Below are 20,191 nucleotides of genomic sequence, written 5' to 3' on the forward strand. Positions count from 1 at the left end.
ATTCATAAAAAGGGTTGCAAAACTTCGCGCTTTTGGTAAAGTTCGCGCCTCGACGCAGCAGGACTATAGCTCAGTTGGTTAGAGCGCTACCTTGACATGGTAGAGGTCACCAGTTCGAATCTGGTTAGTCCTACCACATATCGAAAACGGCTTGAGCTTCGCGCCCAAGCCGTTTTTTTATGCAAAAAAAAGCCCGCACGCAGCGGGCTGTTGAGACATGAATAGCCAATAGGGTTGATCGTCAAAGATGACCCTCAGGGATGGTGAAAATTGTTCAATTTTTGAACATGAGCGGCCAGATTAAGACCATCCCAGTGGTCCGTGCGCGCCTCGCGCCAACCGGAAAGCCATTGCTGGCGGGCATCTCCGTCCCCGTGGGGGCAAAAGCTGCGGGAACGCCCCGCAATACCGGCCTGATACCCTTTTCCGAAAGCACGAGCGGATGGATCACGCTTTTGACGTTTCATACTGGATGTACCTCTTTGTAGCCGTTAATCTTGCGAACCGGGCCATTTGCACGACGCCGGATCGGGGAACACGCAAAGGGTTCGCAAACCCCGCCACTGCGCGTTGGGAGATCGCCCCCCTATATAGGCGGACCCGTAAATCGAACACCGGTTCCTTAGAAGTGAACTTAAGGGGCGAACGTTCAGTACAGCAAAAGCACTCGCGTCTGTGAACGAATTTATTCTTATAGGTTGTGTCGTTTATATGGCACATTGCTCTAGCCAGAGGTTTGACAAAACGTGATGAACCTATTCGCCACCTGCCCCAAAGGCCTGGAAGCCCTGCTCTATCGGGAGCTTGAAAGCCTCGGGGCCAATGACCTCAAGGAAACCGTGGCGGGCGTCAGCTTCTCCGGCGACTTGCAACTGGCGTACCGAGCCTGCCTGTGGTCACGCCTGGCCAACAAAGTCCTTCTCCTGCTGGCGGAATTCCCCGTGGGGGATCAGGACACGCTCTATAAAGGCGCTGTTACCGTGCCCTGGGAAGAACACCTCGGGCCACAAAGCACCTTCGTCGTAGACTTCACCGGCACCACCGGCGCCATCCGCAATACCCAGTTCGGTGCCCTGAAAATCAAGGACGCCATTGTCGACCGCCTGCGGGAACAAACCGGCAGTCGCCCTTCGGTCAGCAAACAGCAGCCGGACCTGCGCATTAATGCCCGCCTGAACAAAGGCCGCCTGGCGCTCAGCCTGGACCTGTCCGGAGACAGCCTCCACCGTCGTGGCTACCGCACCCGTCAGGGCGTGGCCCCCATGAAAGAAAACCTCGCGGCCGGCGTCTTGATACGTGCTGGCTGGCCCGCGATGGCGCGCCAGGGTGGAGCGCTGATCGACCCCATGTGCGGCGCCGCTACCCTATTGATCGAAGGCGCCATGATGGCCGCCGATATCGCTCCGGGTCTTGGGCGCTCACGGTTTGGGTTTGAACAATGGCTCAACCATCGCAACGATATATGGCTGGCGCTGCGCGAAGAGGCCATGCAACGCAAAGCCGCCGGACTGGCGCGGCCTCAACCCGAAGTCCGCGGTTACGACGGCAACCTGTCCGTCATCCGCTCGGCGGAGGACAACATCATCCAGGCCGGTCTGGATGAATGGTTGCGCGTCAGCCGCAAAGAGCTGGCTGATCTCAAACAGCCTACCCACAAACGGCTGGAACCCGGTTTGGTCATCACCAACCCACCCTATGGCGAGCGGCTGGGCGACGTGGAATCACTGAAGGGGTTGTATCGCCACCTCGGCGAGCGCCTCAAAGCCGAATTCCCCGGCTGGCAGGCCGCCGTTTTCACCGGCAACCCGGACCTGGGCAAGCAAATGGGTCTGCGTGCCCACAAGCGCTATAAATTGTTCAACGGCCCCATGCCTGCCGAACTGCTGATGTTCCGCGTGGAAGACAGCGCTTTTGTCAACGCCGCCCCCAAACGGTTACCGCACGAAGGCCCGGCGCCGGACGAACCGCTGAGCGACGGTGCCCAGATGCTGGCCAACCGGCTGCAAAAAAACCTCAAGCAACTGGCCAAATGGGTGAAAAAGGAAGGGATTCAATGTTATCGGCTGTACGACGCCGACATGCCAGAATACTCAGCGGCCATTGACCTGTACCACACCGAAGACGGAGCGCGGTACGCGCACGTTCAGGAATACGCCGCGCCGAAATCCGTGGACGAAGCCAGAGCCGATCAGCGCTTTGCCGACATCCAGGCGGCGGTGCCCCGAGCCCTTGAACTTGACGCAGACCACATCAGCTATAAGCAACGTCGGCGTCACAGCCACAACGACGGCAGCCAGTACCAGAAGCTGTCGGCCCCCCCCGAATCCGCACCGCTGGTGGTGCGCGAAGGCCAAGCGCGGCTACAAGTTAACCTCTGGCAATACCTGGACACCGGCCTGTTCCTCGATCATCGTCCGGTGCGTCTGAAAATTGCACAAATGGCGCGCGGTGCCCGCTTCCTGAATCTCTTCTGCTACACCGGCACCGCCAGTATTCACGCGGCACTCGGCGGCGCACGCAGTACGCTCAGCGTGGACATGTCAAACACCTATCTACAGTGGGCACGCAACAACATCGCACTGAACGGCTTGAGCGACGCCAAGCACCGCACCGAGCGGGCCGACTGTTTGGAGTGGCTGAAAACCAACGAACAAACGTTTGACCTGATCCTGCTGGACCCGCCCAGCTTCTCCAACTCCAAGCGCATGCCCGGCGTGCTGGATATCCAGCGCGATCACGTCCAACTGATCGAGTCCGCCGCCAGCGCACTGAACCCCGGCGGCACCCTGATTTTCTCGACCAACCTGCGCAGCTTCACCATGGATCAGGAAGCCCTTTCCCGCTGGCACCTGGAAGACATTACCGCGCAAACCATCGACCGGGATTTCCAGCGCAACACCAAGATCCATCAATGCTGGCTGATAAGCGCTTAGCGCTGTGAGTTACGGCGCAAATTTGTAAGCTTTTCGTAACAGAAAGGCCGAATTGGGTTATAATACGCCCGTTGTTGCCCTGTTAAAGAACATCGGTCAGCTGCCGGGCACAATTTGGTCACTCACATGGAGCTGGGATGTATGCTGGAAGCCTTGTTTGAGTCCTCCCGGACAACCAAGCGCATTATCTCGTTGATCTACGACAGTCTTGCCATCTTCACGGCATTCTACGCTGCCGCTTTCCTGCGGCTGGGCAGCTTCGATTCTCCATTTCTTGATAAAGACCTGATCGTCGCCGTCATTACCCTGGTCGCGAGCCTGGCCATCTTTATCCGCATGGGCATGTACCGGGCGATCCTGCGCTACATGAGCACGCCGGCGATGCTGACTATTGTGGGCTGCGTGTTCATTTCCGCCCTCGTTGTCGCCACCACCAGCTTTCTACTTCAATCACGACTGCCCCGCTCCGTTCCCTTTATCTACTTTACCATCGCCCTGCTGTTGATCGGCGCGCCCCGACTGCTGGTGCGCAGCGTTATCCTGATGATCAGCCGCCGTAGCGTGGACCTAAAAGAGCCCGTACTCGTCTACGGCGCCGGATACACCGGCCACCAGCTTACCCTCGCGCTCCAGGGCTCACAGTACAAACCCGTCGCCTTTGTCGATGACAACCCGACGCTACACCGCACCGTGGTGGCGAACATCACCGTCTACGATCCCAAAATGATCGAGGCCCTGATTCGCACCCACCGCATCAGTAAAATCCTGCTCGCCCTGGGTAACACGCCGAACTCGCGCCGCGCCCAGGTCATCAAGCGGCTGGAATCCCTGGCGGTGTCCGTGCAAACCGTTCCCGCCATTCCCGATATTCTCAGCGGCAAGGCCCGCATCGAGCATATTCGCGATGTGGACATCGAAGACCTGCTGGGCCGTGACCCGGTCTCTTCGCAGCCGGAACTGATGCAGGCCTGCATCACCGACAAAGTGGTCATGGTCACCGGCGCTGGCGGCTCCATCGGCAGCGAACTGTGTCGCCAGATTATTCAGCACCGGCCCCGCGCCATCGTCCTGTTCGAACTGAATGAATTCAGTCTCTACCAGATTGAGCGCGAGCTGCACGAGACCGAAGAATATCGCAGCCAGAATATTAATCTCTACAGCATTCTCGGCTCCGTCCAGAAAGAACACCGCGTGGAAACCATCATGCGCAGCTTCGGCGTACAGACGGTGTACCACGCCGCCGCCTACAAGCATGTGCCGCTGGTAGAACACAACATCGTGGAAGGCGTGCGCAACAACGTCTACGGCACCTGGTATACCGCCGAAGCCGCCATTCGGGCCGGGGTGGAATCCTTCGTGCTCATTTCCACCGACAAGGCCGTGCGCCCCACCAACATCATGGGCGCGTCCAAGCGGCTGGCCGAACTGGTCCTGCAAGGCCTCGCCAAACGCCAAAGCAATACCGTGTTCAGTATGGTGCGCTTCGGGAACGTGCTCGGTTCATCCGGCTCCGTCGTGCCTCTGTTCCGCGAGCAAATCAAGAATGGCGGCCCCGTCACCGTGACCCACCCGGAAATGGTGCGCTACTTTATGACCATCCCGGAAGCGGCCAAGCTGGTCATTCAGGCCGGGGCCATCGGCACCGGTGGCGATGTGTTCGTGCTGGATATGGGAGAACCGGTCAAGATCGTAGACCTGGCCACACGCATGATCCACCTGTCCGGCCTGGAAGTGAAAGACGAAGACCACCTCAACGGCGACATCGAAATCGAATTCAGTGGCCTGCGCCCCGGCGAAAAACTGTACGAAGAACTGCTGATCGGCACCAACGTAGCGGGCACCCAGCATCCAGGCATTCTCCGCGCCGAGGAAGAGCACCTGAGCTGGGAGAAAACCAAGTATCTACTGGATGAACTGGACGTCGCCTGCCACGCCTACCAGTGCGACCGCGTTAAAGAACTGCTGGTCGAGGCCCCCACCGACTACAAAGCCAGTATGCTCATCAGTGACTCCGTCTGGCGTCAAAAACAAAATACCGGCAAGCTGCGAGTGGTGAATTAACGCCGTTCGCGGCTCCCGGCTCCCAGCCAGCACACCGCCACGACCAACGGGGCATACGCCAACAAAACGCCCGAGACCGGTTCCAGTCCGCCGACGACCACCCACGCGGCGACAGGAAACAACCACAATACATTCACAGCACCACACAGCAACGTCACGGGCCGGTGCCCAAAACGCCGTGCCAAACGTTGATAGGCGTGACTGCGGTGCGCCTCATACACCTTCTCACCGCGTAAACAGCGCCGCACCAGCGTCACCGTGGCATCCGTCACAAACACACCCAGCAGAATCACCCAGCCCCAGAACAGCACCGCCGCCTGAGTCGCTGCAAAAACGGATAGCAGTCCCAGCCAGAGCCCGACAAAACCGCTGCCCGCATCCCCCATAAAAATACGCGCGGGGGGAAAGTTCCACACCAGAAACCCTGCGGACGCCGCGGCCAACAGGAGAGGCAGGGCCAGACTAACCTCAGGCATCCCCCACGCTGCCAGCAACACCCCGCCGAGACATACCGTCACAGCTTCTACACCCGCAATGCCGTCAATCCCGTCCATAAAGTTGTACAGGTTCAGCAGCCACACCACATACAGCAGCAGCGGTACCCACAGCCATTCACCGGGCATCATCACGCCCAACACCGGCAAGTCCGGCAAACCACCCAACCAACCAGTGCCCCATAATGCCGCTGCAAAATGCGTCAATAACCGCCAGCGTGCCGCCACATGCCCGTGGTCATCCAGCCAGCCCACCGCCGCCACCAGCAGCCCAGCGCCGCCCAACGCATACACAACCTTGGCCGTAACCACGCCTGACAAGCCCAACGCCACCAGACCCAGCAAAGCGGTGGTCACAATTGCCACCCCACCGCCCCGTGGCGTTGGAACGTCATGTGAACTGCGCGCATTCGGCACATCAAGCAGCTTGCGGCGCACCGCATAACCACGCAACACGCCCGTCAGCGCAACGCTCACCCCAAACGCCACCAACGCCAAAACGAGCCAACGGGCATACATTCTAATTACCGGTCTTCGTGCAGCCGACCTTCCACATATTTATGAAGGATACTGGCAACCAGTGTTTGGTAGGGAATGCCCTCTGACAGAGCTCTTTTTTGAAGTCCCCGAAGATCCTTTGAAGACAGCCGGATGTTAATTCTGGCATCTTTTTTAAACATTGCCTCCGCATAGTGCTGGTGCCGCACCTTTCTTTTTTCAAAGTCCGGCGCTCGCTGCAACTCAGAGGCTTCGAACGTTTCAAGAATGTCTTGCTCTTCTTTGTCCAGCTTTCTCATTTTGGACCTCCCAAATAGGTTTTGGTCGCTTTCCGGCTCGGGATAATCGTTTTCAGAAAAACCTCATCATCCGACTCCACAAAAGGCACCAGGTAAGCATACCCCTCTATTTCAATCACATGTATTTGTTGACCTGGGTAACGTTCCTGGTTTGGGTGCTCGAGCGTATCTATAATCCCTCCGATTGAGACGTGTAGGACCACATCCTCAAAAGAGATATTCCGCTCTTTTTGGAGAAGCTTGTTCTTCTCAGGATTCCATGTAAATGATTTCATGAAGTGGATGATAGCACATTGTGTGCTTTTTGTACTCAAAATTTTGGGGGTTTAAGCGTTTATGTAATGACCCAATCTCGATACGTGCCTTAGACCGGTCCACCGACCGTTGGCGCAGCCTGCATCCTCCTCCAGCCATTGCATACAATTACCGAGCGCCGTAGTATAACTAAAACCATCCGCCGGACCTTAAATGATGAGATTGACGCCCTACCAATGCGCCTCAATTAAGCGAGAGACAGAAGCCTTGTTCGGCGAACGCGCTGAGGTACGAGTCTTTGGCTCTCGCCTTAATGACACTAGCAAGGGTGGCGATATTGACTTAATCGTGAGCACGCAACAACCCGTCGCACGCCCGGCACTATCCGCCGCCAAGCTAGCCACCAAACTCAGTCGCGTCTTTGATGGTCGAAAAGTGGACGTTTTAATCCACTCACCAACCCTTAAAGAGCTCCCCATTCACCGCTTTGCCTTGGATTCCGGAGAAAGGTTGTAGCATGGAAAATGAAACTTCTCGCTTACTATTTCTCACTCGAGTTGTCCAAAAAGAAGCTCTATACCTTACCGAGACCACAGGGCGCCTCTTCGGCGATGAAAGCGTCACTACTTCCACGGTAAGGAGTTGGGTTACGGATTCTATTATGGCAGAGCGCCTTGACGCTTTTGTCGCAAGGTTTGGCCGATTACAAGATACTATTGGAGACAAACTTATCCCCAGACTATTGAGTTTTCTAGGGGAGTCCCTTGGCCCTGCCATTGATAATCTTGACAAAGCCGAGAAGTTCGGTTGGATTGACTCTGCAGATGACTGGATAGCGCATAGAAAACTCCGGAATCAAATGATCCACGAGTATATTGAGGACGAGACTGTGCTCGTTGACGCCTTGGAAACTGCACGACTCTGGGTTTCTCCAATGGTAGACATCGCACATCGACTATCAAATACCGTAAATCAACGTGTACCGTCACCACCTTAGGCGCTACCACACCTTAGGCTAGTCCACCGACCGTTCGGCGCAGCCCTTCCTCCACTGAAAACGGGGGGCGCCACATTAGTTTATCCCGCGCGAAGTCATCGTTGACCTGCAGCGAATCACACAGCCGATCTGCCACTGCGCGCTTACCCAGCAAAGCCGCCCCGCGCTTCAGAACCGACTCGGGGCAAGGCCAAAGCCGAGCCGGTTTACCCAGCGCTTCCCCCGTTAAACGAAGCAACGCTGGCGTCGACAAATCCTGCCCGTCAGAGGCCATCACCACGCGATTCACCGCCGCAGGATGGCGCGCACACAACACCAGCAGATCCGCCAGGTTCTCCACGTAAATCAGGCTGCGCTTGTTCTGAATGGAAGCCAGCGGCAACGGCATACCGCGCCGCACCGCTTTAACCATGGCGGCGAAATTGGCGCGAACACCGGGGCCATACACCAGCGGCGGACGCACCACCACCAGCTCCATACCGCTTTGCCGTGCCTGCTGCCACAGCGCCTGTTCACCCAAGAGCTTTGAACGGCCATACATATCCACGGGTGCCGGTGCATCGTGTTCGGAAAACGGCACACCGGTCGTCCGCTCGCCGTTCACCTTCACACTGCTCACAAACACAAAGCGCTTCGCACCGCGTGACGCCGCCAAGCGAGCCGCCGCCAACGGTTCATCGCAATTGGCCTGATGAAAAGCAGCCGGATCTCCCTGCGTATGAGCCAGGCCCGCGCAATAGATAACAACATCCTCTTTTTGCAGGCGTTGTCCCAGCGCTTCGGCTGGAAAAATTGAGTCATCAGCCAACTGAGAAGCCCGACGGGATACTCTGTAAAAGCCCTGCCCCTCAGCCTGCAAACGCGACGTCAAGGCACGTCCCACAAAGCCGGATGCACCGGGAATCCAAATCGTCATCGTTAGAATCCTTCAGGCGTTTCTTTGTGTGTTTTCATGCGACCAACGGCCACATGGTGTCCTCCTTGTAGGCGGTGTTTTCAGGTATACTCCGTCGAACTACGAACAATCAGAGTCAGTCATGAGCAGCGATCCCCAGCACTCCGCCTACGAAGTCCTAGTATGTACCTATAACGGCGAACGCTACATTGCAGACCAACTGGAAAGCATTCTTAAACAGCAACCAGCGCCCGCCGGAGTATTAGTAAGCGACGATGGCTCCACTGACCAGACACGGACTATTGTAAAGCAAATTGCGGCTTCCTCATCCATTTCTGTCGCCCTTATCGACGGCCCCGGCAAAGGCGTAATTCAGAATGTACTCACTGCCCTGCCGAAAACGACTGCTCCCTACGTCTTTCTTGCCGATCAGGATGACATCTGGCTGGACAACAAAGCTTCTCTTTTTTACGAAAAAATGCGCACTGACGACGCGCCTCACTTGATATTTTCCGATGCTTGGGTGTGGCACCCGGAGAGCAACGAAAAGACATCATTCTGGAAACTGGATCAACTCAACCCCAGAAATGCTTCTGACCCGCGTCGGCTTGCTTTCCATAACACTGTGCAAGGAGCATCAGCCTGCGTAAACAGAGCGTTGATTATGGCTATGCAGAATACCGCGTGCCACTCCGATATTGTAATGCATGATTGGTGGCTCGCCTTAATAGCCAGCGGCACCGGCCTTATTGAGCCTATTGCCGAACCGACTCTGCTATACCGGCAGCACAACGACAACCAAGTCGGAGCTCGAGAACAGCTTGGAGGTAAACAACGGAACCCTCTACTAAGAAAGTTCAAAACCTCTCTCGCAAGTATTCGCCAAGCCGTCGCTTTTGCGAACCAATTTGAGGGTCAATTAAAAACGGAATATCGGCCGTTCTTCAATGCTTTGTCACATTCCCTAACAAAAGGCCCGCACAGACGGTTTTGGTTCATCCTCAAATTTTTCCCACGCAAACGAAACTGTTTTATCACACTCGCCCTATGGGGAATGATTATGGCGCAGAGAGTTGATACCCCCCCGCTATGAATATTTTCTGCTCAGTCGTTTCTCACAACAACACGAAAGAGATAATAGAGGGGCTCAAACCTCACCTTTTAACGGCTTCGAATGTAAACATCGTAATTCTGGATAATATTCCGGACCCAAGGCTTCACACCTATGCAAGCTCTCACACACTTAGCTATTTAAGCAACAAAGAGACCAAAGGATTTGGAGAGAACCACAACCAGGTTTTTGAGTTCTGCCTAGCAAACCTGGATATGGACATATCGGAAGACTATTTCGTTGTGCTCAACCCGGACCTTGAGTGCACTCCTGACGCACTAAAAGCTCTCATAGAGGGCATGACTCAGACGGACGCAACGATTGGTGCACCTAACATCTTCAAAGACCACGCTTTGAAAGTGCATGAAGAGTCAGTCAGGAAATTCCCTTACATATGGGAGCTTGCGACATCTTTTATGTTCAAGAAAAATCGAACCGGTATTAAGCGAACAACACTGCGCCCTTGCGAGGTAGACTGGGCTTCAGGTGCGTGCCTAGCGTTCAAAACAGACACTTTTGAAGCATTAAATGGGTTCGACAAACGCTATTTTTTATATTACGAGGATGTTGACATCTGCTGGCGCGCAAGGCATTTACTAGGTCAAACGGTTTACTATTTCCCTGAGGCAAAAGTCATCCACCCCGGAAAACGCAAAAGCCACACACTTAACAGTCGCCACTTGTGGTGGCATTTGAAAAGTGCCTTCCGATTTTCTTCGGTAAGGTTGAAAACCGCATTGTTCGGCTCCGACTCCCTTCGCTAACCGCTCCGGATGTTTACCCCTGATTCGAGGGACTCACCTAACCTACAGGGTGGGCTGATATCGTACATTTTCTGGGCCCGCGCTTGCCCTCCATGTACAGCCCTCCCTCTTCAAACGCCCCGTCAAAAGAAATCGGTTTAACACGATCTCCTCCCTCGGTATACCATCCTTGCACTATGACCTTGGAGCCGCGAACAACGCCGTGCCACCACTCAAAGCGTAACGACATATCTCTGGGGATTGTCGTTCCATCATCGGTTACGCGGTAAAATTCCTCAATATCTCCTCGTTCCATTACTATGGAGCCATCCTCAACCAAAATGGTTCTCGGTTGCTCGAGTGCTGAACTGGGTCCAGTCGCCTCACACTCTATAACACCCTCCCATTGACCTAACGTGTATGACGAAGTCTCCTCACCAACTCCATCACCAATTTTAGGGATAACAACATACTGAAGCACAGCGTAGGCTATCCCCAGCAACAACACCAACCCCAAAGAGATCACTGGAAGACTGCAACTGATAAAACCCTTCTGAAGAGTACTGGCGGCTGATGCCGGAGGTCGTAACTTCATTGAGTGAGCACCTGTAAATTCAAACTAGAAATGTGCGAAGACATGGATCATACGGACCTGATTGTGCCGCCACCGCCAAGTCGACAATACCTAAATTTCCGAAAGCTTTCGGAGCATTGCACGTAACTGCCTCCGCCAGTGAACACACTCGACACCAAAGACCTCCTCCGTGGCGCGCTTGTCCAGCACGCTGTATGCAGGACGTTTAGCCGGCGTGGGAAACTCGGAAGCAGGAATGGGACGTACCGGAACCACTGTCTCTAAAAGACCTAACTCAACAGCAACATCCTGAATAGCGACAGCAAAGTCATACCATGAAGCCACACCCGCGTCAGACCAGTGATACACGCCACCCGGCACCTCCTTGCCAACTCCTGCCCATAATGCACGGGCCAAACCCGCAGACCATGTTGGCGTCCCCAGCTGATCAACTACCACATTCAACCGGGGTTTTTCGGTCATTAACCTTAACATGGTTTTGACAAAGTTGGCCCCAGTGCAAGAATACAACCAGCTCGTTCGGACAATCACCGCATCAGCCATCTTGCGTTGTAGCAAAATTTCACCAGCACGCTTTGAAGCCCCGTAAACTGATTGCGGGTTCGTGGGATCACCCGGCTTATACGGAAAGCTTGCTTGACCATCAAACACAAAGTCAGTGGATACGTGAAACAGCTTTGCGTTCACCACATTACAAGCATCAGCTAAATTCGCCACGCCCTGCTCATTGACGTCATAAGCGGTTTCAGGTTCACTTTCAGCTTTATCCACCGCCGTGTAGGCTGCAGCATTGATGACGACATTCGGCTTAATGCGCTCCAGGGTCGCATAACACTCCTGAGACTGAGTAATATCCAGCTCGGCTCGCCCCACCATTCGAACAGCAAACTCCGCAGGCGCCGTTTGAACCAGGTCCGACGCCAATTGACCACTACCAACTACCAATACATTCATAAGTTCAGAGCTCTATTGCTTACGTTTGGCTAATGATTTACCCAATACGCTGTAATAATAAGAAAGCCTGTCACTCACCTCATGCGCCTGAGCTTCACTGACGCCCTCAAGCTGCGACACCGCCGGATGAACAGCCTCAAGAACCTTCATACTTTTGACGATATCTACCACTTCAAAGAATTTCGCTAGTTCTAATGCATAATTCACGGCTTGCTGGTCATCCACAGCGTTCTTGTGAGTTCTATGGGCGACTGGCAAATCCCTAACTGACAAGTTGAAACCGTGGCGCTCGAGAAACTCAGAAAGTTTCGTTCCTGCTTCCTTGTCCATCTCCAACAATAGAAAATTATCTTTCCCTTCAAAATAATCCGATGCCTTTGAAATGTGGTCACTATACTCCCTGAACCACAATTCCCTCACCTCCTCCCAGGAAGACAAACCGTCACCAAGCATTGCTTTAAGCAGGTAATTACCGTGGTTGCGCCGGCTATTAGCCCAGGAGTCGAAACTCCTATAGTTGAGAATGAATAAAGACCCGGGATACTGCTTATCAATGGTCTGAAAATGCTTCTCGGCGGAATAGTAATAACCGCCCCCTTTTACCGGATGTTCCAGGTCGGAAAACGCTTGCCACTCTTCATAACCTTCAAGTAACCGATTTCCCTGCTTGTGGTTTTTCGCAATCGCTCTCGATAGGTTACTGTGGTCCCAATGAATAGACTCGATACCGTTCTCCTGGAAGAAATCATGTATCGATGTCGTCCCCGACTTATTGAAACCAATGACAAATATCTTCATATCACTCTCTGAGTAACCGACCCTAAACCCCACCCAAACGAGTGAGCTGGTAATCGCCGCTTAGTACACGCTCCCACCAGTTGCGACTACTCAGATACCACTCCACGGTTTTGCGCAACCCTGACTCATAGGTCTCCTCCGGGCTCCACCCCAGCTCTCGCTCAATCTTGGATGCGTCAATCGCATAACGCATATCGTGCCCCGGGCGGTCCTTGACGAAGGTAATAAGGTCCTCGTACCGGTTAACGCCAGCCGGTTTTTCAGGCGCCAACTCCTCCAATATAGCGCAAATCGTGGTAACAACGTCCAAGTTACGAACTTCGTTGTGTCCACCGATGTTGTAAGTCTCACCAGCCGACGCGGTGGTAGCGACAAGGATCAACGCTTTGGCGTGGTCCTCTACATATAACCAGTCCCGAATTTGCGACCCGTCGCCATAAACGGGCAACGGCTTGCCCGCCAACGCATTCAGAATCATATGAGGAACCAGCTTCTCCGGGAAGTGGTAGGGCCCATAATTATTGGAACAGTTCGTCAGCAACACCGGTAACCCGTAGGTTCTGCCCCAAGCCCTGACTAAGTGGTCAGACGCCGCCTTCGACGCGGAGTATGGAGAGCTTGGGGCGTAAGAGGTCTGCTCAGTGAACATGTCGCTGGTGCCTTCGAGGTCACCATAGACTTCGTCGGTTGAAATATGGTGAAAACGGAAACGCTGTTTTTTGGGAGCATCTAACGAATCAAACAGCTCACGCGCCGCCTGAAGGAGATTAAAAGTCCCCATGATATTGGTTTCGAGGAATTCCCTCGGCCCATCAATGGAGCGGTCCACATGGGACTCGGCCGCCAAATGCATGATCACGTCTGGCCGAAACTCCAGCACGGTTTGACGAGTGGCGTCCGCATCACGCAGATCCACTTTGGCAAAGCTAACTCGCTTGTGTTGATCGTAACCCGGAATCGATTCCAGATTACCCGCATAAGTGAGTGCATCGAGCACCAACACCTCGTGTTCGTTGGCTGCCATCAACTGACGCACCACGGCAGAACCGATAAACCCCGCACCGCCTGTTACCAGAATTTTCATACCGTACCCTATAAACCAGAAATATTGTTAAATGCCTGGCCTTGCTCATCTTTCTCTGAGACGAGAACCTTCGCCACATTTTCCAGCGGCCACCGAACTCCCAGGGTTTCGTCATTCCACAAAATCGACTTCTCCGACTGCGGGTGGTAGTAGTCCGTGCACTTATACACGAACTCGGCCGACTCAGAAGTAACCAAAAACCCATGGGCAAAACCGGCCGGCACCCACAACTGGCGCTTGTTTTCAGCGCTCAGGTGATAACCAACCCACTGGCCGTACGTAGACGAGCCTTTACGAATATCCACCGCCACATCAAAAACCTCACCCGACACCACGCGGACCAACTTGCCTTGAGTCTGCAGCTCCTGGTAGTGAAGCCCCCGAAGAATGCCGTTTTTGGATTTTGAGTGGTTGTCCTGCACAAAGCTCACATTCGCCACCGTTTCACGAAACCAACTATCGCGAAAGGTTTCCATAAAAAAGCCTCGATCATCCCCAAACACTTTGGGCTCGAGAAGCTTGACATCAGCAATGGCTGTTTCAATAATCTTCATATCAATCACTAAACCGCTTCATCAAGTCACCGCATGGACGACGACTGTCTTTCAGAATTTTGAACAGGTACTGGCCATAGCCGCTCTTCATTTGCTCGGTCGCCAATTTTTCCAGTTGGGCATCATCAATAAAGCCCTGTCGATACGCTGTCTCTTCCGGGCAAGAAATACGTAAACCCTGCCGTTGTTCAATGGTCTGCACGAAATGGGCGGCATTGAGCAAGTTGGCATGAGTACCGGTATCAAGCCAGGTGTAGCCCCGCCCCATGATTTCGACATTGAGCTTCCCCGCTCGCAAATACTCCATATTCAAGTCAGTAATCTCAAGCTCCCCGCGAGGAGACGGCTTAATGGTTTTCGCAATATCACACACATTGTTATCGTAAAAATAAAGACCGGTTACCGCATAGTTGGACTTAGGCTGTGAAGGCTTCTCCTCCAAACTGACCACCTTGTTACTATCATCAAACTCCGCAACGCCATATGCCTCGGGGTTATCGACGTGGTAGCCGAAAACAGTCGCTCCGACCTCGCGGTCATCAGCCGTATGCAATAGCTTCAAAAAACCGTGCCCGTAAAAAATATTATCCCCCAGCACTAACGTCGAAGGTGCGCCATCGAGGAACTTCTCGCCAAGAATAAACGCCTGGGCCAGTCCATCAGGACTGGGCTGCTCTACATACTGAATATTCATGCCCCATTGGCTGCCATCACCCAACAACCGTACGAAACCCTCTTGATCTTGAGGGGTGGTAATAATCAGCACATCTCGAATGCCCGCAAACATCAACGTGGTCAGCGGGTAGTAAATCATCGGTTTATCGTAAATGGGCATCAACTGCTTACTGACGCCTTTGGTCAGCGGGTATAGGCGGGTGCCCGAACCGCCCGCCAGAATAATGCCTTTCCGTTTCTGTTGATTCATGCGGCGTCCCCCTTCCTGTTCAACTCATTCATAAACGCTTTGTACTCTTTGGCGACAGACTTGGTGTCGCCGCTCAATTTTATTTCACCCTTCTCAAGCCAAATGGCCCGATCACACACCTTATCAACTTGACCGCCGCTGTGACTGACAAACACCACGGTCTGGCCGCTGTCAATCTTTTCCATCATGGCTTTCTCAGCCTTGTGCTTAAAGTGCGCGTCCCCCACACTTAACACCTCATCAATCAGAAGCACATCCACATCGGTTTTCAGTGCCGTGGAAAACCCCAGGCGCCCTTTCATACCGGATGAATACACCTTCACCGGCTGGTCAAAAAACGACCCGAGCTCGGAAAACGTCTTGATTTCTTCAACCGCGCCGCGCGCCTGTGCCTTGGTAAACCCCTGCAACATCGCACTGAGGATGGCGTTATCCCGGCCAGACAAGTTGCCGTCAAAACCCAATCCCAAGGTGAGGAGCATTCTGCTGGTTTGCTTTTTATACCGCATCACACCCTCTGTCGGGTCGATAACACCAGCCAACATACGAAGCAGCGAACTTTTGCCACAACCGTTCCGCCCCATGATACCGAGCGTTTCACCCTTTCTTACCTCAAAATTCATATTTCTGAGTGCGTTGTATTGGAAGTTCTTGAACCCCCACACTCGACTTTTATAGGTCAAACCAGCATCTTCAGCCCGAATAACCCAGCTATGATCTTTACTCATGATGAAAGCACCTTAGTCGCTAGCAAGCGGCTGTGGGCAATATAGAGCCCGTGAACCAGTGCCAACAAAATGGCCACAACGCCGCCTAGCGCCGCCAAATGCACCACATCATATACCTCATTCCGCATGATGATACCGCGATAACCATCAATCAAGAACGCCAACGGGTTCCAAGTCAACAGCATGCTTTGCATGTGTGGGTCCTGAATACGGGACACATCCCAAAAAATGCCGGATGTAAACATCAAGCACATCATCCCCAGCCCCACCAGTACTCTGACATCGCGTACAAAGCTCACCAAATACGCTGCCACCATGGTGCAAACCAAAATCAATACATACTGAACCAACATCAACGGCACCAAGTACAACCAATTCCAGGTGGGGAAAGCTCCAAAGTAGAATGCGATACCAAACAACACCAGAAAAACCACCCACTGACGATATAGCACTTCCTGCACGGTTACATAGGGGAACAACGCTTTAGGAACATCACGCTGGTTAATCAGCCCTTTACCAGAAACAATACTGCCGCTGCCACCGGTGACCGATTTTGAGAACCACAAAAAGGGAACCTTGCCGCACATCAAAAAGAAAATGAAGTTCTCACCTCGGTTAAACTGAAGAAGCACCTCAAACACAAAATAAAAGGTGAGCACATAAAGCACCGGCTCAATAATCCACCACAAATAACTTAAATAAAGCTTTGCCGCCTCGGATTTCAAACTCATTCGGGCCTGGATATCCACCAGACTGAAAAACTGCGTCAGGGTCATGTGTTCGTATGCCCTCTTACCGACGTTGAATTACACATTGATTGAAAAGTCCTCATGTGATCTGCTCAAATGGGGATTATAGGCTGGGTCATAATTCAGTGCCTCTCCCCACTTATTCTTCATAAATGCCACTTCTTTAGCGAAGCGGCGCTGCTTTTCAGGCGTGTCCTCGGCCCCCCTGGATACCGATTCGTGGTGATAGGCCTCGGCATAGGGCGTCCAGAGGTTGCGATAACCGGCTTCGCGAACCTTCAAACAAAAATCAATATCGTTAAAGGCGACCGCGAGCCCCTGCTCTTCCAGGCCTCCCACCTGTTCGTACACACTGCGGCGCACCAACAAACACGCCGCCGTCACAGCGGACAGGTTTTGAATCAGCCTAAGCCGAGTGTGATAGCCGTGGCTTTCGCGAGGGAAATACTTGTGTGAATGCCCGGCCACACCACCAATGCCCAATATAACCCCGGCATGCTGGATACGGTTATCGGGGTAATAAAGCTTTGCCCCCACACAGCCAATATCCGGACGGCTGGCGTGCCGAACCATCTCCGTCAGCCACTCCCCATTGATAGGCTCCACATCATTGTTCAACAAGCCGATCAACTCCCCTCTGGCCACCGAAGCACCGAAATTGTTGATGGCTGAAAAGTTGAACGGATGATTCCAACGATGAACAGAAACGCGAGGATCTTTTTCAATGCTCTCCAGATAATTCAGCGTTTGAGGACAGGAGCTCTGATTATCGAGAATTAAAATCTCATAATTCGAATACTCTGTCTTATCGAGCACGGCCTGAACACATGGCTTCAAAATTTCAACACCATCCCTTGTGGGCACCAACAGCGACACCTTGGGCTCGGGATCGGGTACAGGCCAACGCACACGGTAAGTATTTGGCAGTTGCCCCAGTTCGGCTTTTGCTTCGGGGCACAAAGACTGCAGGCAGTGGTTCACCGCATTGAGACCCGCATCAGAGGTATAATCCTTACCGCTGGCATTCGCCGCCGTTGAACCGGGAATCATGCGCCAATGATACAGCACATCGGGAATGTGCTCCACGGTCTCGCTCGCTAGGTGTGGCAAGCAGCGCAGAAGCAGATCGTGGTCCTGACTACCCTCGGTTCCCAGCCGGAAGCCGCCCACCTGCCTTACCAGATCCGCCATCAACACCGTGAAATGACAAATATAGTTTTGGGACAGGAGCAAGTCCGGGTTCCAGTCTGGCTTAAAATGTGGACTGGACCTTTGGCCGCTGGCACTTAACTTGTCTTCATCCGAGTAAACCAGTTTGAGACTCGGGTTGGCATTGAGTGCCTGAATCACCCGCAACAACGCATGCGGGGCCAAGGCGTCGTCGTGATCCAGAAGGCCAATGTACTCACCTTTCGCCACCTCAAGGCCGGAGTTACTGGCCGCGACAATATGACCATTGTCAGCGCGGTATACAACATTAATACGCCGGTCACGCTGCTCATACTCACGCAATACATTGCCGGTTTCGGGGCGAGTCGATGCATCATCTACTAGGCAGAGCTGCCAATGAGGGTAAACCTGTGCCAAAACGGATTCGATGCACTCCGTCAAGTATTCGGGAGGAGTGTTGTACACAGGGACAATCAGACTGATGACAGGAGTGACAGCCTCTTGATTCTCGGCCATGCTCTCCCATTCGCCCGCCAGCACCTCAGCCGAAGGCGTATGCACCGCCATCCACTCTGCATAATCAAAAGAACGGCGCATGACGCGATACGCCCTTCCATAATACTGTCGTGCCAGTTGAGCTGGTTTCAACCCCATTCCTGCCGCTTTCTTTGCAAGCGCAATCGTCACCTCTTTAGGGCTCTTGCCGACAAAGTCCGAATGATGATGAACCAGCCACCGATTAACCGAACGCTTAGCCAATAGCTGCGGTACCCAGCGTAGTCTGAACCGGCGCATTAAAAACAACCCCTGTGATTCAAGCGGGTCAAACCGTATCGCTCTCGGCCTTCGCTCAAAGTAGCATAGGCGCCGCGCGGGTATGCTACTGCTAATTGGCAATATGACCACCGAGTCCTCATCAAAACCTACCCCGTAATCAATGTAAAGTTTGGCGGCCTGAGGCACCGCGGAGTCATACTCGAGCTCCAGCTCCAGTAAATACCAACCGGAGAACCAAGGCATGGAGTCAAGTAAAAAGAATGGGTCCTCACTGGTAGCCCTGTAGGCACTGGGCGTGCGCAAGCGCTCAATGCCGGACGCCGGACGCAAGGCCCGATTACTGAAGAATGTCAGCATATCTATGAAACGCTCTATTATTGAATGTACCTGATGCCGTCATCTTTAAAAGAGAAACTGCTGGCATGAACAGACACCGATACGCAGTCATCAACAGACAGTGGCCTGGGGAAATAAAACCGGAAACCCCCATGGCCATTCCGAGCAATTCTCTTGCGCTTCAAGTCCGAGCGAAAACTTCCAACCGCGCAGGACCCCACATAAGTGTCGTTCACAAAAACATTAATACTCAGGCCATCCGACAACCCTTTATTGTCGGTCAGCCACCCTTCGACAAAGTCAGGGGTACACCGATCCAGATAGCCTCGCAGTTCACGATACAGCGGTGTCCGCTCTTTCAACGCACGCTCTAGCCCGTCCATCCCCTCCCGCAGCCGAGCGAGAACCGCCTTGTTTACCTCAAACGTCTCGTCCTGGAAGTCGTGGTTATCAAAGAACTGCAACCCTCGATCAAAATCCGCCCCTTTCATCGCCGAACCACGTGAGCGCTTCTTGCTAAGGTACTCATCCTTGGACTTAATCACGTAATGATGAACCCGTAGCGGACCCGGTCGAACCCGAGCCGTGCGCCCTTCACACTGACTGGATTTCACCTCCTGACCGTTTTCCGCCACGATAAAATCATCGATCTCCTTGCCCTGCGTATCAACATAGCGCAGGTTGTCGGTGACCCGACAAATATGCGGCCCAGTGCTAACGATATTGCGCACCCGGACCACCGATTTCACATGCTGGTTGGCGCACAGCTTCCCGGAGTCCCGGGCACAGTGGGTAAATCGCTGAATCACCGGCTTCGGCTCATACTTAACCAGGCCGGAGGAGCCGAAAGTTCGCCAATTAATAGCGGCCACCCCAACGGATTCGTCTTTCATCAAGCGGGCAATGGCCTCGTGCTCCTTGCCCCGTCCGTACTCATCGTGAAAAACAAACTCGTCCGCATCAATATAGAGCAACGCCTCAACAACCCCCAGAGCCTTCTGAGCCAACCGGTGGTACGCGGTCACCTGGGAGGGCGTTGCCAGTATAGGTTGGTAGGTCAAATCCACCACGCCCAAGTCCGATAGGGCTTCCAGAAGCTGTCGGGTGCCATCGTTCGAACGGTTGTCCGCCAGGTAAAAATGGCGAAACCCTGCCATTCTGTGCCACTCGATCCACTCCAGAATATACTCTCTTTCATTCCGGAAAATTGCGCCAATTCCAATATCCATTGCTAC

At 53.6% G+C, this 20,191-nt stretch carries 20 protein-coding genes and 1 tRNA gene; 7 read left to right on the top strand and 14 right to left on the bottom strand.

What is annotated here, in order from left to right; genetic code table 11:
- The first annotated feature begins 59 nt into the window (after positions 1-59).
- Positions 60-136: transfer RNA gene (locus tag ACQCLF_RS14300), tRNA-Val, on the top strand.
- Positions 137-254: 118 nt separating this feature from the next.
- Here ACQCLF_RS14300 and rmf read toward each other — a convergent pair.
- Positions 255-467 (bottom strand): ribosome modulation factor, encoded by a 213-nt coding sequence (gene rmf, locus ACQCLF_RS14305; RefSeq protein WP_426988455.1) that lies wholly within the window; start codon positions 465-467, stop codon positions 255-257.
- 282 nt (positions 468-749) lie between these two features.
- Between rmf and rlmKL the strand changes: the two genes are divergently transcribed.
- Complete coding sequence (gene rlmKL / locus ACQCLF_RS14310; RefSeq protein WP_426988583.1) at positions 750-2,933, top strand: bifunctional 23S rRNA (guanine(2069)-N(7))-methyltransferase RlmK/23S rRNA (guanine(2445)-N(2))-methyltransferase RlmL; 2,184 nt, start codon at positions 750-752, stop codon at positions 2,931-2,933.
- Positions 2,934-3,074: 141 nt separating this feature from the next.
- Positions 3,075-4,994 carry a polysaccharide biosynthesis protein gene (locus ACQCLF_RS14315; RefSeq protein WP_426988457.1) on the top strand — a complete coding sequence of 640 codons (1,920 nt, stop codon included), beginning with the start codon at positions 3,075-3,077 and terminating at the stop codon, positions 4,992-4,994.
- Here the strand turns inward: ACQCLF_RS14315 and ACQCLF_RS14320 are convergent.
- Positions 4,991-6,007, bottom strand: coding sequence for an MraY family glycosyltransferase (locus tag ACQCLF_RS14320; protein WP_426988459.1), 1,017 nt, complete (start codon positions 6,005-6,007; stop codon positions 4,991-4,993). The genes ACQCLF_RS14315 and ACQCLF_RS14320 overlap by 4 nt on opposite strands.
- A gap of 5 nt (positions 6,008-6,012) precedes the next feature.
- Entirely contained in the window at positions 6,013-6,285 is a 273-nt protein-coding gene (locus ACQCLF_RS14325) for a hypothetical protein (protein WP_426988461.1), read from the bottom strand.
- Between the two features lie 471 nt (positions 6,286-6,756).
- Here ACQCLF_RS14325 and ACQCLF_RS14330 point away from each other — a divergent pair, with 471 nt between their 5' ends.
- Positions 6,757-7,056, top strand: coding sequence for a nucleotidyltransferase domain-containing protein (locus ACQCLF_RS14330; protein ID WP_426988585.1), 300 nt, complete (start codon positions 6,757-6,759; stop codon positions 7,054-7,056).
- A 1-nt stretch (position 7,057) separates the two neighbouring features.
- Positions 7,058-7,537 (top strand): hypothetical protein, encoded by a 480-nt coding sequence (locus ACQCLF_RS14335; protein ID WP_426988463.1) that lies wholly within the window; start codon positions 7,058-7,060, stop codon positions 7,535-7,537.
- Between the two features lie 13 nt (positions 7,538-7,550).
- On the opposite strand, the gene ACQCLF_RS14340 is transcribed toward ACQCLF_RS14335, so the two are convergent.
- A complete protein-coding gene (locus ACQCLF_RS14340; RefSeq protein WP_426988465.1) occupies positions 7,551-8,453 on the bottom strand; it encodes an NAD-dependent epimerase/dehydratase family protein in 903 nt (300 codons plus the stop codon).
- Positions 8,454-8,574: 121 nt separating this feature from the next.
- Here ACQCLF_RS14340 and ACQCLF_RS14345 point away from each other — a divergent pair, with 121 nt between their 5' ends.
- Together ACQCLF_RS14345 and ACQCLF_RS14350 are read left to right on the top strand one after the other, a co-directional pair.
- Positions 8,575-9,525: a glycosyltransferase family 2 protein gene (locus ACQCLF_RS14345; RefSeq protein WP_426988466.1), complete on the top strand. Its 951-nt coding sequence runs from the start codon at positions 8,575-8,577 to the stop codon at positions 9,523-9,525.
- Positions 9,522-10,307 (top strand): glycosyltransferase, encoded by a 786-nt coding sequence (locus ACQCLF_RS14350; RefSeq protein ID WP_426988468.1) that lies wholly within the window; start codon positions 9,522-9,524, stop codon positions 10,305-10,307. The genes ACQCLF_RS14345 and ACQCLF_RS14350 overlap by 4 nt, the downstream gene beginning before the upstream one ends.
- Before the next feature lie 37 nt (positions 10,308-10,344).
- Here ACQCLF_RS14350 and ACQCLF_RS14355 read toward each other — a convergent pair whose 3' ends face one another.
- From ACQCLF_RS14355 to ACQCLF_RS14400, 10 genes are all read right to left on the bottom strand, one after another.
- The gene (locus tag ACQCLF_RS14355; RefSeq protein ID WP_426988470.1) at positions 10,345-10,881 is read right to left on the bottom strand and encodes a hypothetical protein; all 537 of its coding nucleotides are present in this window, start codon (positions 10,879-10,881) and stop codon (positions 10,345-10,347) included.
- A gap of 90 nt (positions 10,882-10,971) precedes the next feature.
- Entirely contained in the window at positions 10,972-11,835 is an 864-nt protein-coding gene (gene rfbD / locus ACQCLF_RS14360; protein ID WP_426988472.1) for a dTDP-4-dehydrorhamnose reductase, read from the bottom strand.
- Positions 11,836-11,847: 12 nt separating this feature from the next.
- A complete protein-coding gene (locus ACQCLF_RS14365; RefSeq protein ID WP_426988474.1) occupies positions 11,848-12,633 on the bottom strand; it encodes a sulfotransferase in 786 nt (261 codons plus the stop codon).
- Between the two features lie 22 nt (positions 12,634-12,655).
- A complete protein-coding gene (gene rfbB / locus ACQCLF_RS14370; protein ID WP_426988476.1) occupies positions 12,656-13,717 on the bottom strand; it encodes a dTDP-glucose 4,6-dehydratase in 1,062 nt (353 codons plus the stop codon).
- A gap of 8 nt (positions 13,718-13,725) precedes the next feature.
- On the bottom strand, positions 13,726-14,271 hold the full coding sequence (rfbC, locus tag ACQCLF_RS14375; RefSeq protein WP_426988478.1) for a dTDP-4-dehydrorhamnose 3,5-epimerase: 546 nt from the start codon (positions 14,269-14,271) through the stop codon (positions 13,726-13,728).
- A 1-nt stretch (position 14,272) separates the two neighbouring features.
- A complete protein-coding gene (rfbA, locus tag ACQCLF_RS14380) occupies positions 14,273-15,196 on the bottom strand; it encodes a glucose-1-phosphate thymidylyltransferase RfbA (protein WP_426988480.1) in 924 nt (307 codons plus the stop codon).
- A complete protein-coding gene (locus ACQCLF_RS14385) occupies positions 15,193-15,924 on the bottom strand; it encodes an ABC transporter ATP-binding protein (RefSeq protein WP_426988482.1) in 732 nt (243 codons plus the stop codon). The genes rfbA and ACQCLF_RS14385 overlap by 4 nt, the downstream gene beginning before the upstream one ends.
- Positions 15,921-16,655, bottom strand: a complete 735-nt coding sequence (locus ACQCLF_RS14390) for an ABC transporter permease (protein WP_426988484.1) — start codon at positions 16,653-16,655, stop codon at positions 15,921-15,923. Before ACQCLF_RS14390 ends, ACQCLF_RS14385 begins: the two co-directional genes overlap by 4 nt.
- A 75-nt stretch (positions 16,656-16,730) precedes the next feature.
- Positions 16,731-18,977, bottom strand: a complete 2,247-nt coding sequence (locus ACQCLF_RS14395; protein ID WP_426988486.1) for a glycosyltransferase family 2 protein — start codon at positions 18,975-18,977, stop codon at positions 16,731-16,733.
- A gap of 17 nt (positions 18,978-18,994) precedes the next feature.
- Entirely contained in the window at positions 18,995-20,185 is a 1,191-nt protein-coding gene (locus ACQCLF_RS14400; RefSeq protein WP_426988488.1) for a glycosyltransferase family 2 protein, read from the bottom strand.
- Between the last annotated feature and the right edge of the window lie 6 nt (positions 20,186-20,191).

Origin of the sequence: Marinimicrobium sp. ARAG 43.8 (assembly GCF_050113635.1) — a bacterium.
GTDB lineage: Bacteria > Pseudomonadota > Gammaproteobacteria > Pseudomonadales > Cellvibrionaceae > Marinimicrobium.

Excerpts from the sequence above, each read along its gene's own strand:
- rmf (WP_426988455.1), bottom strand. The coding sequence starts at position 467 with ATGAAACGTCAAAAGCGTGATCCATCCGCTCGTGCTTTCGGAAAAGGG.
- rlmKL (WP_426988583.1), top strand. The coding sequence starts at position 750 with ATGAACCTATTCGCCACCTGCCCCAAAGGCCTGGAAGCCCTGCTCTAT.
- ACQCLF_RS14315 (WP_426988457.1), top strand. The coding sequence starts at position 3,075 with ATGCTGGAAGCCTTGTTTGAGTCCTCCCGGACAACCAAGCGCATTATC.
- ACQCLF_RS14320 (WP_426988459.1), bottom strand. The coding sequence starts at position 6,007 with ATGTATGCCCGTTGGCTCGTTTTGGCGTTGGTGGCGTTTGGGGTGAGC.
- ACQCLF_RS14325 (WP_426988461.1), bottom strand. The coding sequence starts at position 6,285 with ATGAGAAAGCTGGACAAAGAAGAGCAAGACATTCTTGAAACGTTCGAA.
- ACQCLF_RS14330 (WP_426988585.1), top strand. The coding sequence starts at position 6,757 with ATGAGATTGACGCCCTACCAATGCGCCTCAATTAAGCGAGAGACAGAA.
- ACQCLF_RS14335 (WP_426988463.1), top strand. The coding sequence starts at position 7,058 with ATGGAAAATGAAACTTCTCGCTTACTATTTCTCACTCGAGTTGTCCAA.
- ACQCLF_RS14340 (WP_426988465.1), bottom strand. The coding sequence starts at position 8,453 with ATGACGATTTGGATTCCCGGTGCATCCGGCTTTGTGGGACGTGCCTTG.
- ACQCLF_RS14345 (WP_426988466.1), top strand. The coding sequence starts at position 8,575 with ATGAGCAGCGATCCCCAGCACTCCGCCTACGAAGTCCTAGTATGTACC.
- ACQCLF_RS14350 (WP_426988468.1), top strand. The coding sequence starts at position 9,522 with ATGAATATTTTCTGCTCAGTCGTTTCTCACAACAACACGAAAGAGATA.
- ACQCLF_RS14355 (WP_426988470.1), bottom strand. The coding sequence starts at position 10,881 with ATGAAGTTACGACCTCCGGCATCAGCCGCCAGTACTCTTCAGAAGGGT.
- rfbD (WP_426988472.1), bottom strand. The coding sequence starts at position 11,835 with ATGAATGTATTGGTAGTTGGTAGTGGTCAATTGGCGTCGGACCTGGTT.
- ACQCLF_RS14365 (WP_426988474.1), bottom strand. The coding sequence starts at position 12,633 with ATGAAGATATTTGTCATTGGTTTCAATAAGTCGGGGACGACATCGATA.
- rfbB (WP_426988476.1), bottom strand. The coding sequence starts at position 13,717 with ATGAAAATTCTGGTAACAGGCGGTGCGGGGTTTATCGGTTCTGCCGTG.
- rfbC (WP_426988478.1), bottom strand. The coding sequence starts at position 14,271 with ATGAAGATTATTGAAACAGCCATTGCTGATGTCAAGCTTCTCGAGCCC.
- rfbA (WP_426988480.1), bottom strand. The coding sequence starts at position 15,196 with ATGAATCAACAGAAACGGAAAGGCATTATTCTGGCGGGCGGTTCGGGC.
- ACQCLF_RS14385 (WP_426988482.1), bottom strand. The coding sequence starts at position 15,924 with ATGAGTAAAGATCATAGCTGGGTTATTCGGGCTGAAGATGCTGGTTTG.
- ACQCLF_RS14390 (WP_426988484.1), bottom strand. The coding sequence starts at position 16,655 with ATGAGTTTGAAATCCGAGGCGGCAAAGCTTTATTTAAGTTATTTGTGG.
- ACQCLF_RS14395 (WP_426988486.1), bottom strand. The coding sequence starts at position 18,977 with ATGCTGACATTCTTCAGTAATCGGGCCTTGCGTCCGGCGTCCGGCATT.
- ACQCLF_RS14400 (WP_426988488.1), bottom strand. The coding sequence starts at position 20,185 with ATGGATATTGGAATTGGCGCAATTTTCCGGAATGAAAGAGAGTATATT.